The following is a 16,257-nucleotide window of genomic DNA, read 5'->3' on the forward strand; positions in this document are numbered from 1 at the left end:
GAACCTTTCATTGCCGAAAAGGCAACGCAGGAGCCGCGATGCAACTCTACGGCGTACAGTCCACCGCGCTGCGCTACTTCCTCGAAGTGGCGCGTTGCGGATCGATCAGCGAAGCGTCAATCCGGCTCAATGTCGCGTCGTCAGCGGTAAGTCGGCAGATCAGCAAGCTGGAGCGCGAGCTGGATGCGCTGCTGTTCGAGCGCCAGGCACGCGGCATGATGCTCAGCGAGGCGGGCATTCGGCTGGCGGCCTATGCGCGCAAATCACAACTGGAGGCCGAGCAGGTGGTGCTGGAAATCACCGAGCTGCAGGGTTTGCAGCGCGGTCATGTGCGGATTGCCTGCTCTGAGGGGTTTGCGCTGGACTTCCTCCCGCAATGCATCGCGCGGTTCCGGCAGGTCTATCAAGGCATCCACTTCTCGATGGAAGTCTGCGCCCCGGCCCAGGCCACCGAGCGGGTGCGCTCGGGCGATGCGGACCTGTGCCTGACCTTCAGCCTGACACCGCAGAACGAGATCAAGGTCGAGCATATTCACAGCGGCGCCATCTGCGCGGTGGTCAGCCAGAACCACCCGCTGGCTTCGCGCAAAGAGGTTGCGCTGGCCGAGCTGCAGCCCTACGCCATTGCGCTGACCAACACCGACACGACGTTGCGCCAGCTGTTTGATATCTGTTGTGGTGTGCAAGGGTTGATGTTCGACCCGGTGCTGACCAGCAATTACATTGGCGCGCTGCTGAGATTCGTCAGCGAGGAGGGCGGTATCAGCCTGTCCAGCGAAATGACGCTCGACAAGCGCGCGCATGAAAAACAGCTCAAATCGCTGCCGATCAGCGACGAAGGCATGAAAGCGCGGCGTATCGAGCTGCAAAGCATGGCCGGGCGGAACCTGCCCGCTGCTGTGGCGGCGTTTCGCGATTTTCTGATTCAGGAGCTGGCAAAGACCTGAGAGGCCTGTGCCCGTAAGGTTTCGCTGTATCGGCTGGACAATGTGTGGTTGATGAACTGTTTGCTCATGATGTTATAGTGTAACGAATTTGCAGTGGCGCGCTGTATACGCGTGCTCTGCCAACATCAGGCCTTGCCCACGCGGCGAGGTCAGCCAGCGAGACGACCGACCAACATGAACAACCCCCTCCCAGACGTTGCCCTGACGGAAGTTTCCTCGGCCCTGATTTCACTTGACTGGGTCGGCATGCAAGGCGTCGAAGTGCCTATCAGGCTCGCCGAAGCGGGCATCCGGCATCCTGTTCATGCGCATGTCGATCTGCAGGTCGATCTGGCCGATCCGAGCGTCAAGGGCATTCATATGTCGCGACTTTACCGCCTGCTCGACAGGTACGCCGAACACCAGATACTGAGCCCAGACACGCTCGCAGCCTTGATGGAGGCGATGGTCGAGAGCCATCTCGATTGTCACTCCAGCCGCGCCCGGCTGACGTTGAGCTTCAACCTGCTGTGCCGTCGCCCGGCGTTGATTACCGAAGGGCTCAGCGGCTGGAAATCCTACCCGGTGAAGCTTGACGCCACTTGGCATGCAGGCCACCTGTGCCTCAATGTCTCAGCCGACATCACCTATTCGTCTACCTGCCCATGCTCGGCTGCATTGTCTCGGCAACTGCTGGAAGAGGCGTTCACGATGCGCTTCGGCAGGCAGTCGTTTGTCGACCCGATGGTGGTTGCCGCCTGGCTACGGGAGAACGCCTCCCATGCCACGCCGCACAGTCAGCGCAGCGTGGCGACGGTACAAGTGCGGGTCGCTGAACAGGCTGCCGAGCTGGGCCTGATGAGCCTGATCGATGCTGTCGAGCAAGCGCTGGGCACGCCGGTGCAGACCGCCGTCAAACGTGCTGACGAGCAGGCGTTCGCCCGGCTCAATGGCCAAAACCTGATGTACGTCGAAGACGCCGCACGCAAGATCCAGCAAGCACTTGAGGGCCGCTACGCCGCCTCCAGTGTCAGCGTGCGTCACTTCGAAAGCCTGCATCCGCACGATGCAGCTGCGCAGACCTCCAACTACCTGTCCTGAGGCTTCATACCGTGATCCGTAAAAACCCGTCCGGCCACCTGCCGGTCATTGCCGAATCCGCCTACATCGACAAAACCGCGATAATCTGCGGCAAGGTGATCATCCACGATAATGTCTTCGTCGGCCCTTACGCGGTGATCCGCGCCGATGAAGTCGATGCCAGTGGCGACATGGAGCCGATCATCATTGGCGCCAATTCGAACATTCAGGATGGCGTGGTCATCCACTCCAAATCCGGCGCTGCAGTGACTATCGGCGAGTTCACCTCGATTGCCCATCGTTCCATCGTGCACGGACCTTGCATAGTCGGAGATCGCGTGTTCATCGGCTTCAACAGTGTGGTGTTCAATTGCAAGGTCGGTAACGGCAGTGTGGTCAGGCACAACTCGGTGGTCGATGGCCGCGATCTGCCGGAGAATTTTTACGTGCCGTCCACGACTCGCATCGGGGCGAATACAGATCTCTCGCAGTTTCCGCCAGTGAGCATCTCGGCCTCAGAGTTTTCCGAAGACGTCGCACACACCAACATTGATCTGGTGCGCGGTTACAAGGCTCTGCAAAACGAATTCTGATAAAGCTTGAGCAATACGCTGTACCTGGCAAGCCCAACCACGGACCTGGAATTTTCATGACAACAGCTGTTCAACCCACCCGAGCACCGGCATCCCGGTTGCGCTCGATTGATGCTCTGCGCGGGCTGATAATCCTTTTCATGCTGCTGGATCATGTTCGGGAGACGTTCTTTCTGCACCGTCAGGTGCTGGACCCGATGGATGTAGCGACAACCGGACCAGATCTGTTTTTCAGCCGCACTCTGGCGCATTTGTGTGCGCCTCTGTTCGTGCTGCTGACCGGGCTTTCGGCCTACCTGTATGGCGAGAAATACCAGGGCAGAAGCGACGTTTCGGCGTTTCTGCTCAAGCGCGGGCTGTTTCTGATCGCGCTTGAGTTCACTCTGGTGAGCTTTGCGTGGACCTTCCAGTTCCCGCCGACCATTATTTACCTGCAAGTGATCTGGGCCATCGGCCTGAGCATGGTGGCGTTGTCGGCGATGGTGTTCCTGCCGCGTTGGGCGCTGGTGGTTATCGGCGCTGTGATCATTGGCGGGCACAATCTGCTGGACACACTGCATTTCGGTGCCGAGTCTGCCATGCACATCCCGTGGGCGATTCTGCATGATCGTGGCTGGATCGACGTATCAGAAAACCTGCGCTTTCGCACCTCGTATCCGCTGTTGCCGTGGATCGGCATCATCGCACTGGGATATGCCGCAGGCCCTTGGTTTGTGGCAGGTTTCGAGCCAGCGAAGCGGCGTGCGAATCTGTTGATGTGCGGCGTGGGAGCATTGGCAGGTTTCGTGGTGCTGCGCATGATCAACGGCTACGGCGAAAAACCGTGGAGCGCTGGCGAGACCGGCGTGCAAACCGTCATGAGCTTTTTCAACATCACCAAGTACCCGCCATCGCTGGTGTTCATCAGTCTGACGCTGGGGATTGGCATGCTGCTGCTGATCCTGTTCGAACGCAGTCAGGAGAAAAGCTGGGTGCGCCCCTTGGTGGTGCTCGGTTCTGCACCGATGTTTTTCTACCTGCTGCACCTGTATGTGCTGAAAATCCTCTACCTGATTGCCTTGGCTATCTGGGGTGCGAATCAGGGTCAGTACTTTGGTTTCGACCACATGTGGGGCGTCTGGCTGGCCTCAGTGGTACTGGCTGTGGTGCTGTTTCCGGCGGTACGCTGGTTCGCCGCACTCAAGGCGCGTCGTCGCGATATCGGCTGGTTGAAATACCTGTAACTAACGAAAAAAGCGCCTCTGAGTGGGCGCTTTTCATGTTGGCGAATCTGTGACATGTGTCGATGGAAGCGGTGCCCAGTCAGTTCAACTGCAGGCCTCGGAGCCGATGTAGTCGTCCGTGGAATCCTGAATGATAGGTCTCATGCCACTGACTGCATGGGCTTGTTCCATGATTTCCAGCGTCGAACCGGTGCCCACCAGGTTCACCAAATGTTTTTCGCAGTTGTAGAGGCGCTTTGAATAAAGCACACCGAGCAGGCCTTCCCGCCGCGTGACGACCACGCGCAGATCTGAACTCCCGCTTTTTTCCAGCAAGGCGTGCTGGCCTGCAACGTCCATGGGGACGGGAATGGTTTTTGCCTCGGCATGAGCTCCCAGTGCCGGGATCAACAAGGCCAAAAGCCAGAGGGTAGACTTCATCAGTGCTCCTGCGGATGAATGTGATTTCATTGGATCCAAATTTACTCCTGTCCTTTACTTCTGAATAGCCACTACAGACGGCCTTTCGTCGGCTGGCCAGCCTGATCAATCGGGCCAACGGATGGCGCACGACGGCAGGGGACTGTTGCTCTGGCAACAGTCGTCCTGCACCTTGCCGGTGTACGAACAGTTGACATCCATAAGCGGGTGTTCCAACTCTTTGATCTGTAAATGATTATCTCTCTGGCACGGTTGCTGCTCTATAGCAATTGCAACCCCCGTTCGACTACTGCGCTCGGGAAACCTGCCGTGAGAGGAGTGCCGATATGAGCCAATCAGCCATCAAATTTGCGTACTGGGTGCCGAACGTCAGCGGTGGACTGGTCGTCAGCAAAATCGAGCAACGCACCAGCTGGACCATTGATTACAACCGCAAGCTGGCGCAGATTGCCGAGCGTTCGGGTTTTGAATACGCGCTGACCCAGATCCGTTTTACCGCCGGTTATGGCGCCGAGTTTCAGCATGAGTCGGTTGCTTTCAGCCATGCATTGCTGGCCGCGACGGAAAAGCTCAAAGTCATCGCCGCTATTTTGCCGGGGCCGTGGACGCCGTCGGTGGCGGCCAAGCAACTGGCAACCATCGATCAGCTCACGGCAGGGCGGGTGGCGGTCAACATCGTCAGCGGCTGGTTCAAGGGCGAGTTTCAGGCCATTGGCGAGCCTTGGCTGGAGCATGACGAGCGTTATCGTCGCTCCGAAGAGTTCATTCGCGCTCTCAAGGGCATCTGGACCACTGACAGCTTTACGTTCAAGGGTGATTTCTATCGGTTCCACGACTACACCCTCAAGCCCAAGCCGATTCAGCGTCCCCACCCGGAAATCTTCCAGGGCGGCAGTTCGCGTGCTGCGCGCGATATGGCGGCGCGGGTGTCTGATTGGTACTTCACCAACGGCAATACCGTCGAAGGCATCAAGGCTCAGGTCGATGACATCCGCGCCAAGGCCGCTGCAAACGGCCATTCGGTGAAAATCGGCGTGAATGCCTTCATCATCGCCCGCGATACCGAAGAAGAGGCCCGTGCGGTGCTGGCGGAGATCGTTGACAAGGCAGACCCTGAAGCAGTCAACGCTTTCGGAGATGCGGCAAAGCAGGCGGGCAAGGCCAGCCCGGAAGGTGAAGGTAACTGGGCCAAATCCACCTTTCAGGACCTGGTGCAATACAACGACGGTTTCAAGACCAATCTGATCGGTACGCCGCGTCAGATAGCCGAGCGCATCGTCGAACTCAAGTCTGTCGGTGTGGATCTGATCCTATCTGCGTTCCTGCATTTTCAGGAAGAAGTCGCCTATTTCGGCGAGCACGTGCTGCCACTGGTGCGTGACCTGGAGGCCGCTGCACAACGCAAGCCTGTAGCCGCCATCGCCTGATCCGCTGACCCTCCCGCCCGGTTGCCGTGAGCGGACTTCGCTCACGGCCCTTCAGAAATCCTCCGCCACTGTGATCCAGTGTCTGGCTGCCTGCGTAAGTTGATCCCCAATCAACCAAATGATATCTGTACGTGGCATTATGATGTCACCGTCCGGCATGCTGTTGCCTGGCGTCAGCCTTTTCGGCTTGGCCAGGCGGCTGTCGAGTAGAGCAGTTGATAGCTGGAGATTGTTGGTGGCCCCTGAGTGATCAGGTCCGGTTTTCAGAGACCAGATGCACTGGTTCTCACCGTTGTGGAGGCAAGTTTTTTGAAACGCGACCTTCGGCTTGCGTCGTGGCTGATCTTTGTAGTGTGTATCTGCGTGGTGATGCTGATGGTCTGGCAGGCATGGACCGCGCGCCGCAACACGCTGGATAACATCCAGACCAGCACGGTGAATCTGGCTGGGGCGCTGAGTACTTATACAGACGGCATTTTCAAGCAAAGCGAGCTGATGCTTATCGGCCTGACTGAGCGTGTCGAAAAGGACGGTATCGGGCCTGATCAGCTCGAACGCCTGAGGTCGGTCATCGCACGTGAAATGGGTGCATTGCCGCAAATCGACACTGTCTCGCTGTACGACGCCAATGGCATCTGCATCTTTTCAAGCAATCCGAAGGCGGTGGGCATCAACAGTGCGCAACGCGATTTTTTTCAGCGTCACTTGCACACGCCCGGCAAGGCGCCCTACATAGGCCCGACCATCCGCAGTCGTGCTTCGGGGGAATGGGTGATATCGGTAAGCCGGCGCATCGAGAATCCTGACTCGAGCTTTGCCGGGCTGATGGTCGTGACAATCGGTGTCGAGCACCTTCTGAAATTCTATTCAGCCATTCAGATAGGCAAAACCGGCGTCATCAGCCTGACCTCGACCGCCGGGCAGTTACGCGTGCGCTATCCCCACCTTGAGGGAGAGATCGGTCGAGACCTTTCGTCGACGCCTATTTTCACGTCCGAACTTGATTCGCCGTCCGGGACCACCCGTTTTGTTTCCAGAATTGACGGCGTGTCCCGGTTCTACGCGTTCAAACGCAGTGACGTGTACCCGATTGTGACCGTGGTCGCGCTGGGGCAGAAGGAGGCCATGCTCGACTGGCTCGGACAGACCAAGCAGTCGATCCTGGTGATGCTGGTATTACTCGGGCTGGTCGTAGGGCTGGGGTTTCGTCTGCTGGGCCATATTCACAGCCGCATACGGGTAGAAGATCAATTGCTGGGTTCACAGGCTGCTCTTATCCGGCTGAATCAGCATCTGGAGCTTATTGCGTCCGAAGACAAGCTCACCGGGCTGGCCAATCGCCGCCGCTTTGATCAGTTTCTGGACCTGGAATTCAAGCGTGCCAGGCGCGAGCGCAGCACGCTGTCGTTAATTTTGATCGATGCCGATCACTTCAAACGCTACAACGACCATTACGGTCATCTGGCCGGTGACGAGTGCCTGGTGACGCTCGCCAGGATGGTCGAACAGTGCATTCGCCGGCCTGCAGATGTTGCAGCCCGTTACGGTGGCGAAGAGATCGCGGTGGTGTTGCCCGGGACCGACGAGTCAAACGCCCGCCAGGTCGCGGAAAACATCCTGCACGCTATTGGCGACAGGCAGATCGAGCATGCCGACAGTCCGTTCGGTATCGTCACTGTCAGCCTGGGTGTCGCCACGTTCATGGGCACTGATCGACGGCTTGACCAGCGGGGGCTGATCGAGCTCGCTGACCGTGCGCTGTATGCCGCCAAGTCACAAGGTCGCAATCGCGTCAACGCCGCCTCGGACATCGGCGGCGGCGCTTTGCCTGCCTGGAGCCGCGTCAAGGTGCTGCGTAATCAGCAGTCCGGACCGGAATAGCCGGGGTGGCGGGTTTGCAGCCCGCCAGCCCGTTTTTTACCTTTCGTCGGGCTCGACGTCAGCAGTCTGGTGTTGTTGATGCGGCTTGCGGCGCAGCGCCGACAGTACCCAGACGAAGAAAACCGGCACCAGAACCACCCCCAGTAACGTAGCGCTAAGCATGCCGCCGATGACGCCAGTGCCGATGGCACGCTGGCTCGCAGCACCTGCGCCGGTAGCCAGGGTAAGCGGGACAACGCCGAGGATGAAGGCCAGCGAAGTCATGACAATCGGCCTAAAGCGCATCCGCGCCGCTTGAAGGGCAGCATCGCGCAGTGAGTGGCCCTGATCCCAAAGCTCTTTGGCGAACTCCACGATGAGAATCGCGTTTTTTGCCGCCAGCCCGATGATTGTGATCAGCCCGACCTTGAAATAGACATCATTGGGCATGCCTACGGCAGTCACAGCCAAGACCGACCCCAGCGCGCCCACCGGCACGATCAGCATCACTACCAGCGGAATCGCCCAGCTCTCGTAAAGCGCGACCAGCAGCAAAAATACCACCAGCAGCGCAAGTGCAAACAGCCCGGTCGCTTGCCCGCTGGCGACTTTTTCCTGATACGACAGACCTGTCCATTCATAACCTATACCCGCAGGCAAGCTGGAGAGGATGTGCTCGATTTCCGCCATCGCTTCGCCGGTGCTCACGCCGGGCGGTGCATCACCGGCTATCCGGAACGCCGGGTAGCCGTTGTAGCGAGCAATCTGTACCGGGCCTTCTTCCCAGTGTGTAGACACGAACGCACCCAGTGGCACCAGCGTGCCGCTGCTGTTGGGTACATACAGTTTAAGCACGCTTTCCGGGGTCATTCGCGCGTTTTGGTCGGCCTGCACGACTACTCGCTGTTGCCGCCCAGCGTTGGCAAAATCGCTGATCACCGAGGAACCGAATGCGGTGGAGAGGGCGTTGCTGATCGATTCGAAGCTGACCCCAAGGGCGCGGGCCTTTTCGCGGTCGATGTTCAAGCGCAACTGCGGCGCTTCAGCCAGACCTTCCATCATCGCGTAGAGAATCTTCGGGTTGCCATTGGCCTTGCCCAGCAGTTCGTTGCGCGCCGCCAGCAGAGCTTCGCGGCCCAGACCTGCACGATCCTGCAAGCGCAACGCGAACCCGCCCGAAGTGCCGAGGCCGTCGATAGGGGGCGGCGTGACGGCCATTACCGTACCGTCGCCGAGGCCGGCAAAATGTTGATTGAACGCAGCCGCTTCTTCCGCCGCCGACTGGCCGGTGCCACGTTCCGACCAGTCTTTGAGGGTCGGAAATGCCAGGCCGGCATTCTCGCCCATGCCGGAGAAGCTGAACCCCAGCAGCATGGTCACCGCGCTGGTGGCTTCACGCGACAGCATGTAGTTTTCCAGCAACTGAGCCGTGACATCGGTCCGCGCCCTGGTCGCGGCAGGCGGTAGTTGCACGTCGATGATCAGATAGCCCTGGTCTTCCACCGGCACGAAGGACTCTGGCAACCGCAGGTAGAAAAAACCCAGCAGGCCGACGATCCCGACATACAACAACATGTAGCGGCCGGCACGCTTGATCATGCTGGAACTGACACGCTCGTACCGGTGGGTGAACTTGCCGAACAGACGATTGAAGCCTCCAAAGAAGCCACGCTTTTCATGGTGCCCGGCAGGGATCGGCTTGAGCAGCGTGGCGCACAGCGCCGGAGTGAAAGTAAGGGCCAGAAACCCCGAAAACAGAATCGACACGGCCAGCGACAGCGAAAACTGCTGGTAAATCACACCGACCGAACCGCCCATGAACGCCAGCGGCAGAAACACTGCAGCCAGTACCAGAGTGATGCCGAAAATCGCGCCGGAGACCTGTTGCATCGCCTTTACGGTCGCCGCAGCGGGGGACAAGCCTTCCTCGGCCATGATTCGCTCGACGTTTTCGACCACCACGATGGCATCGTCGACCAGAATACCGATAGCCAGCACCATGCCGAACATCGTCATCATGTTCACCGAAAAGCCCAGCAAGTACATGATTGCCAGCGTACCTGCGAGACACACCGGTACCACGATGGTCGGGATCAGCGTGTAGCGGATGTTCTGCAAAAACAGGTACATCACCAGAAACACCAGCACCATGGCTTCAATCAGGGTGTAGATCACTTTGTCGATGGCCACATCGACAAAGCTTGAGGTGTCATACGGTATCGAAAACTCGACCCCCTCGGGGAAGTTGGCCGACAGCTCGGTCAGCCGCTGCTTGACCGCCCTGGCAGTGCCGATGGCATTGGCGCCTGGCGAAAGCTGGACGGCCCCGGCCACGGCGCGCTTGCCGTTCAGACGTGATTCGAAACTGTAATCCTGACTGCCGATCGCGACCCGTGCGACGTCTGACAGATGCACCGCAGAGCCATCTTCGTTGGCACGCAGCACAATTCGTCCGAACTCTTCCGGGTTGTCCAGCGTGCCCTTGACCGCCAGCGTAGCGGTCAACTCTTGTAATGACGTGCCTGGGCTGCTGCCGAAACTGCCAGCCGGCACTTGCACGTTCTGCGCGCGAATTGCCGTGTTCACGTCATCGATGGACAAACCGAAGCCGACCAGCTTCTGCGGGTCGATCCAGACTCGCATGGCGGCTTCTGCGGCGAAGAACTGCAGCCTGCCGACACCGTTCACCCGACTGATTTCATTGTTGACGTTACGTGCTGCGTAGTCAGCCAGAGCGACCGTGTCCTTGTTGGCCGAGTCACCTGTGTAGTTCAGGGTGAAGATCAGCAGAAAGCCGGAGCTGGCCTGTTCGACTTGCAGCCCTTGACTGAGAACAGTCTGCGGCAAGCGCGCTTCGGCTTTCTTGATACGGTTCTGGACTTCTACCTGCGCCAGGTCCGGATTGGTACCGGGTACGAACGTGACATTGATTTCGGCGCTGCCGGTCGAGTTGCTGGTCGACTCGTAATAGAGCATGCCCTTGGCACCGTTGAGCTCGTCCTCGATGACACTGGTCACCGAATCGGTCAGCACTTTGGCAGAGGCGCCGGGATAGGTGGCGGTGATGGTGATCTGCGGCGGAGCTACATCCGGGTACTGCGCCACCGGCAAGGCAGGCAGCGCCATCAGTCCGGCCAGTAAAATGAACAAGGCCAGCACCCAGGAAAGATTGGGCCGCCTGATAAAGAACAGAGACATGTGCAGTGATCCTCGGTCGCCCTGAAGGCGGTTTTACTGGGCGTTGGCTTTGGGCTGGGCGGGCGGCGATTTAGCGGTAACCTTGTCACCTGGATTAAGCCCGCTCATGTTGCCGACGATCACCTGTTCACCGGTTTTGAGCCCCTCGGTGATCTGCCAGCGCGAGTCCTGCATGGCGCCAGTCTTGACCGGCCGGGTCTCGACTGCGCCGTCCTGACTGATCACCAGTACGCGTGCTGCACCATCACTGGAACGCTGAATAGCGCGCTGGGGAACGAGTATGGCGTTGGCGTCGACCCGCTGAGGCGTGCGTACGCGCACATACATGCCCGGCAGCAATACGCCTTTGGGGTTGGCGAAGCGCGCGCGCAACGAAACCTGGCCGGTGGTCCGGTCCACCGCAACATCGGTAAAAAGCAGGGTGCCCGTGCTCTTATAGTCAGTGCCGTCGACACTCAGTGACAGCGCGTCTTCTCCGCCCTTGGGCAAGCGACCCTCCTGAATGGCTGCGCGCATCCGCAGCGCTTCAGCCGCTGGCTGGGTGAAGTCGGCATAGACCGGGTCCAACTGCTGAATCGTCGCCATCAGTGTGGTCTCGCCCTGACCGACCAATGCGCCTTCGGTGACCGTTGCGCGACCGATACGCCCGGAAATCGGTGCCCTGACCGTGGCATAGCCCAGGTTCAGCCTGGCGGTTTCCACATCAGCCTGGGCAGATTTCTTGGCGGCAACCGCGTTCTGCAGCGCAGAGCGAGCGGTGTCGAAGGTCTGCCGACTCACCGCTTCAATTTCCACCAGTGACTCATAGCGCTTGGCCGTGGCCTGCGTTTCGAACAGCGTGGCTTCGGTGCGTGCCAGATCTCCCTGAGCCTTGGACAACGCTGCCTTGAACGGCGCCGGGTCGATCTGGAACAGTACCGCACCGGCTTTCACGTCGGCGCCTTCCTCGAAATTGCGCGTCAGCACGATGCCGGCCACCCGGGCTCGCACCTGTGCCACACGAACCGGTTCGATACGACCGGGCAATTCGTCGATTACGGTGAAAGGCTCGGTGTTGACCGTGAACGCTTCTACCTCCTTGGGGGGCGCAGATGCAGCGTGGTCCTGCGCCGGCTTCTGCTCGCATCCGGCAAGCCCCAGCACGGCCAGCAGTGCCAAACCAGGCACGAAACGCCAATCGCTCAAACTACTCATCATTCACCTGGCCGCAGCCCATCAGACGCTAAAGACGCGCATAATCCACCTTTGTACTATGGTGAGTCAACATTGACTCATATGAGACTTTAGTGACTAATTGTGTAGGCGCTTTGAGAATGCAGCTATCTTCTGCACAATGCGCCGCCCGCCACTTACACGAGTTGAAGACGTACCTAATGGAATTACCCGCTGCTGACGACAAATTTCTGAAGGCCCTGGCCGTTGCGCTGGTTGACCATTCCAACGGTACGCTCAAGGACATTGCGCAGGCTGCTGGCGTAAGCAAGGCGACCCTCAACCGGTTCTGCGGGACCCGGGCCAATCTCGTGGAAATGCTCCTCAACCATGCCTCGGTCCTCATGAATCAGATGGTAGCCGACGCAGACCTGAAGCACGCGCCGCCGCTCGAGGCTTTCCAGCGGCTGGTGGACAACCACCTTATGCATCGCGAAATGCTGGTCTTTCTGGTCTTCCAGTGGCGCCCTGATTCGCTCGACGAAAGCTGCGGCGGTCGTCGCTGGTTGCCTTACTCCGATGCACTTGATGCGTTCTTTCTGCGTGGTCAGCGTGAAGGCCTGTTCAGGATCGATATCAGCGCCACTGTTCTCAGCGAAATGTTTGCAGCGCTGCTCTCCGGGATGGTCGACGCCGAACGCCGCGGTCGTCTGGCGCGCGCAGGGATGGGAGCGCTGCTGATTCAGTTTTTCCTGCAGGGCGCGGCGGCCGTCAGGTAAGCAATAGCCTTGCAGCCAGCCCCGTGCTGTTTTGTCGCACCCGGCCTGACGCCCATAAGACCGACGTTTGCGCGCCTGCTCATGGTTTGATACAGGATTGTCGGTATTCCCGACCGTCCGTGAGTGGTAAATTCGCCCCCTCTGAATTTGTCTGAACCCACGCGCCTTATCCTCCAGGGGACGTAAGACATGACGTACCAACCGACCCGCCGCCAGGTGGTCACAGGCCTCTCGTTGCTGAGCCTTGGCCTGCTGGCTGGCTGTGGCAATTCCAATGCTTTGCCGTTCAAGCACGGCAAAGACATGAGCAACGAAATTGTTGGCCGTAACTTCCGGCTCAAGGATTCGAAAGGCAACGTCAAGACCCTGTCGAGCTTTCGCGGCTTGATGCCGATGATTTTTTTTGGCTTCACCCAATGCCCGGCCATTTGCCCGACGGCGCTGGCGCGTGCCGCCCAGATCAGAAAACTGATGGGCGAGGAGGGCAAGACGCTTCAGGTGGTGTTCATTACACTTGATCCGGAGCGCGATACGCCCGAAGTGATCGATGCCTACGTAAAAGCATTCGACCCGACCTTCGTTGCCCTGTCCGGCACGCTTGAAGAGACGGCCGCAACGGCGAAGGAGTTCGGCGTGTTTTTCGAGAAGGTCCCGCTGGGCGATACTTACACCATTTCCCACACAGCCACCAGTTACGTCTACGACACCCGCGGCGTGCTGCGCCTGGGGTTGTCGCACAGGCTGTCCGCTCAACAATGCACCGAAGATCTGCTCACTTTGATGGAAGTATGCTGATGACTGCTCTGATTCGTAATGCCGTAAAACCGCTTTTGCTGACCCTTTCGCTGCTGGGCCTGAGCGCTCAGGCACTGGCTGAAACACACGTCGATGATGCCTGGGTGCGTGCCACCGTACCGGGCCAGCCTTCGACGGGCGCCTTCATGCGCATTACGTCCAGCACCGACAGCAAACTGGTGGACGTTGCTTCACCTGTTGCCAAGACCGTGCAGATCCATCAGATGAGCATGAAAGGCGATGTGATGAGCATGCAACGCGTGACCTCGGTCGACCTGCCGGCGGGTGAGCCGGTGGTATTTGACTCCAACGGCTATCACGTGATGTTCATGGGCCTTGCTTCGCAGGTCAAAGAGGGTGACAAGGTGCCCCTGGCCCTTACGGTGGAAGACGCCAAGGGCGTGAAGGAATCCGTTCAGGTCACGGCGATAGCCAGGTCACTGACCAGTGACGAAGACGGCGGGCACGGTGATCACAGCGGTCATTGACGTATTGCCTGATATGCGCAGATGGCACGCGGAGCGTCACACGATAGTCCAGATTCTCGTTCCCCATGCTCGCGTGAGAATGCCTCGGGTGGGGCTCCGCGTCACAACTCTGCGCCGCACCACTCTTTCAGGTTCGTCGATGACCTGACCTGAGCGGACTGGGCATCCACTACGTCGGTTACGTGATCCACAATGCAGTGATGCGAGGCGTTGAGCGTTGCTGTAGTGTGCGCACCCAAAACAAGGGGCGCCTACATGCAAGACCTGCTGAACGAAATCCTCGATGAAGTAAGACCTTTGCTCGGCCAGGGCAAGGTCGCCGATTACATTCCGGCGCTGGGCGGAGTTCGGCCTGATCAGCTGGGCATCGCGGTGTATGGCAACGATGGCCAGATATTCTGCGCGGGTGATGCCGAGACACAGTTTTCGATTCAGAGCATTTCCAAGGTGTTCAGTCTGGTTCAGGCCATCGGCCATTCCGGCGAGGACATCTGGCAGCGTCTGGGCCATGAGCCCTCCGGCCAGCCGTTCAATTCGCTGGTGCAGCTGGAGTTCGAGCGAGGCAGGCCGCGCAATCCGTTCATCAACGCCGGTGCGCTGGTGATCTGCGACATTAACCAGGCGCGTTTTGCGGCGCCTTCGTTGTCGATGCGCGATTTTGTGCGTCGTTTGTGCGGAAACCGTTCGATCACCTCCGACTCCAAGGTCGCCGAGTCCGAATACCAGCACCGTTCGCGCAACGCGGCGGCGGCTTATCTGATGAAATCCTTCGATAATTTTCACGGCGACGTAGAGGACGTGCTGCGCAGTTATTTTCACCATTGTGCGTTGAGCATGAACTGCATTGATCTGGCGCGAGCTTTCGGGTTTCTGGCCAATCAAGGTTTTTGCGCCCACAGTGGCGAGCAGATCCTCAGCGCCCGCCAGGCCACCCAGGTCAATTCGATCATGGCCACCAGCGGTCTTTACGACGAAGCCGGAAACTTCGCCTACCGCGTCGGTCTGCCGGGCAAAAGCGGGGTAGGCGGCGGGATTGTGGCAATCGTGCCGGAGCGCTTTTCAGTCTGTGTGTGGTCTCCGGAGTTGAACGCGGCAGGTAACTCCCTGGTTGGTATGGCTGCGCTGGAAAAACTCAGCGCGCGAATTGACTGGTCAGTCTTTTGAGGTAACAGTGCTCGGAACGCAAATCGTCAGGAGTCATGGATTGAATCGAAGTGTGTGCAAATGGCTCATGATGAGTGCTGCGCTTGTGGCACTAGCGGGGTGCGGTACTCAGCGCGCTCAAGAGCCTGAACTGAGCCCCGAGCAGGCGCGTGCGCAGATCTCGCGTCTGATGCCTGCCAATGTCTCGGACCGGCAGGCGTGGGCGGCGGATATCCAGGCCGCGTTCGCCGCGCAGAAAATTCCGATGACAACCGAAAACGTATGTTCTGTATTGGCTGTGACCGAACAGGAATCGACCTTTCAGGCTGACCCTGCAGTGCCGGGCATGGGCCGTATTGCCCGCGCCGAAATCGACCGCCGCGCCGCGCGGCTGCACATTCCGAATGCTCTGATTGCCACGGCGTTGCGGGTGCGTTCGCCGGATGGCAAGACGTACGGCAAGCGGCTCGACTCGGCTCATACGGAAAAGGACCTGAGCGCCATTTTCGATGATTTCATCGGCATGGTGCCGTTGGGGCAGGTCCTTTTCGGTAACTTCAATCCGGTCAAGACCGGTGGACCGATGCAGGTCAGCATCGCTTTCGCCGAAAAACATGCCGAGGATTATCCCTACACGGTTGACGGTTCGATCCGGCGAGAAGTGTTTACCCGCCGTGGCGGCATGTATTTCGGCATCGCCCATCTGCTGGGTTACCCGGTGAACTACACGCAGACCTTGTACCGCTTCGCCGACTTCAATGCCGGTTGGTACGCCAGCCGTAACGCCGCATTTCAAAATGCTGTGAGCCGCGCGACCGGTATCGAACTGGCGCTTGATGGGGACCTGATCCGCTTCGACTCCACCTCGCCAGGCGCCACCGAGCTTGCAGTGCGCACGCTGGCGGGCCAGTTGGGCATGAACAAGTCGCAGATATGGAGTCAGCTCAAGCAGGGCGACACCCTGGAGTTTGAGGACACCAATCTATATCGCAAGGTATTCGCGCTGGCCGACACGTCAGCAGGCAAGCCCCTGCCAAGGGCCGTATTGCCCGGCATTACCCTGAAAAGCCCGAAAATCACTCGCAACCTCACCACCGCCTGGTTCGCCGAGCGCGTGGATGACCGGCGTGAACGCTGTGTGCAGCGCGCGCCGAAGGGCATTTGAACCAGTTG

At 59.1% G+C, this 16,257-nt stretch carries 14 protein-coding genes; 11 read left to right on the forward strand and 3 right to left on the reverse strand.

Annotated elements, in window-relative coordinates; genetic code table 11:
• The first annotated feature begins 38 nt into the window (after nt 1–38).
• The 4 genes from POR16_RS10695 to POR16_RS10710 all read left to right on the forward strand — a co-directional run bounded on the left by POR16_RS10695 (nt 39) and on the right by POR16_RS10710 (nt 3,822).
• Nucleotides 39–947 (forward strand): LysR substrate-binding domain-containing protein, encoded by a 909-nt coding sequence (locus tag POR16_RS10695; RefSeq protein ID WP_005893330.1) that lies wholly within the window; start codon nt 39–41, stop codon nt 945–947.
• Between the two features lie 174 nt (nt 948–1,121).
• A complete protein-coding gene (gene folE2 / locus POR16_RS10700; RefSeq protein WP_005893328.1) occupies nt 1,122–2,027 on the forward strand; it encodes a GTP cyclohydrolase FolE2 in 906 nt (301 codons plus the stop codon).
• An 11-nt stretch (nt 2,028–2,038) separates the two neighbouring features.
• Nucleotides 2,039–2,599: a gamma carbonic anhydrase family protein gene (locus POR16_RS10705; protein ID WP_005893326.1), complete on the forward strand. Its 561-nt coding sequence runs from the start codon at nt 2,039–2,041 to the stop codon at nt 2,597–2,599.
• 56 nt (nt 2,600–2,655) lie between these two features.
• A complete protein-coding gene (locus POR16_RS10710) occupies nt 2,656–3,822 on the forward strand; it encodes an acetyltransferase domain-containing protein (protein ID WP_042932588.1) in 1,167 nt (388 codons plus the stop codon).
• Nucleotides 3,823–3,906: 84 nt separating this feature from the next.
• Here the strand turns inward: POR16_RS10710 and POR16_RS10715 are convergent, their stop codons facing one another.
• Nucleotides 3,907–4,242 (reverse strand): hypothetical protein, encoded by a 336-nt coding sequence (locus POR16_RS10715; protein WP_005893322.1) that lies wholly within the window; start codon nt 4,240–4,242, stop codon nt 3,907–3,909.
• 326 nt (nt 4,243–4,568) lie between these two features.
• Here POR16_RS10715 and sfnG point away from each other — a divergent pair, with 326 nt between their 5' ends.
• Nucleotides 4,569–5,669, forward strand: a complete 1,101-nt coding sequence (gene sfnG, locus POR16_RS10720; RefSeq protein WP_024669093.1) for a dimethylsulfone monooxygenase SfnG — start codon at nt 4,569–4,571, stop codon at nt 5,667–5,669.
• Between the two features lie 309 nt (nt 5,670–5,978).
• Nucleotides 5,979–7,550, forward strand: coding sequence for a sensor domain-containing diguanylate cyclase (locus POR16_RS10725; RefSeq protein ID WP_005893315.1), 1,572 nt, complete (start codon nt 5,979–5,981; stop codon nt 7,548–7,550).
• 36 nt (nt 7,551–7,586) lie between these two features.
• On the opposite strand, the gene POR16_RS10730 is transcribed toward POR16_RS10725, so the two are convergent.
• Together POR16_RS10730 and POR16_RS10735 are read right to left on the reverse strand one after the other, a co-directional pair.
• Nucleotides 7,587–10,727 (reverse strand): efflux RND transporter permease subunit, encoded by a 3,141-nt coding sequence (locus POR16_RS10730; protein WP_122381279.1) that lies wholly within the window; start codon nt 10,725–10,727, stop codon nt 7,587–7,589.
• 33 nt (nt 10,728–10,760) lie between these two features.
• Nucleotides 10,761–11,921, reverse strand: coding sequence for an efflux RND transporter periplasmic adaptor subunit (locus POR16_RS10735; RefSeq protein ID WP_042932583.1), 1,161 nt, complete (start codon nt 11,919–11,921; stop codon nt 10,761–10,763).
• A gap of 179 nt (nt 11,922–12,100) precedes the next feature.
• Here POR16_RS10735 and POR16_RS10740 point away from each other — a divergent pair, with 179 nt between their 5' ends.
• The 5 genes from POR16_RS10740 to POR16_RS10760 all read left to right on the forward strand — a co-directional run bounded on the left by POR16_RS10740 (nt 12,101) and on the right by POR16_RS10760 (nt 16,249).
• Complete coding sequence (locus tag POR16_RS10740) at nt 12,101–12,658, forward strand: TetR/AcrR family transcriptional regulator (RefSeq protein WP_024669097.1); 558 nt, start codon at nt 12,101–12,103, stop codon at nt 12,656–12,658.
• 189 nt (nt 12,659–12,847) lie between these two features.
• Nucleotides 12,848–13,453 (forward strand): SCO family protein, encoded by a 606-nt coding sequence (locus POR16_RS10745; protein ID WP_005893304.1) that lies wholly within the window; start codon nt 12,848–12,850, stop codon nt 13,451–13,453.
• A complete protein-coding gene (locus POR16_RS10750; protein WP_005893302.1) occupies nt 13,447–13,941 on the forward strand; it encodes a copper chaperone PCu(A)C in 495 nt (164 codons plus the stop codon). The genes POR16_RS10745 and POR16_RS10750 overlap by 7 nt, the downstream gene beginning before the upstream one ends.
• A gap of 255 nt (nt 13,942–14,196) precedes the next feature.
• Entirely contained in the window at nt 14,197–15,105 is a 909-nt protein-coding gene (gene glsB / locus POR16_RS10755; protein WP_005893300.1) for a glutaminase B, read from the forward strand.
• Nucleotides 15,106–15,172: 67 nt separating this feature from the next.
• Nucleotides 15,173–16,249 (forward strand): DUF1615 domain-containing protein, encoded by a 1,077-nt coding sequence (locus POR16_RS10760; protein ID WP_042932581.1) that lies wholly within the window; start codon nt 15,173–15,175, stop codon nt 16,247–16,249.
• Nucleotides 16,250–16,257 lie beyond the last annotated feature (8 nt).

This window comes from Pseudomonas coronafaciens pv. oryzae str. 1_6 (genome assembly GCF_000156995.2).
Classification (GTDB): Bacteria; Pseudomonadota; Gammaproteobacteria; order Pseudomonadales; family Pseudomonadaceae; genus Aquipseudomonas; species Aquipseudomonas tremae.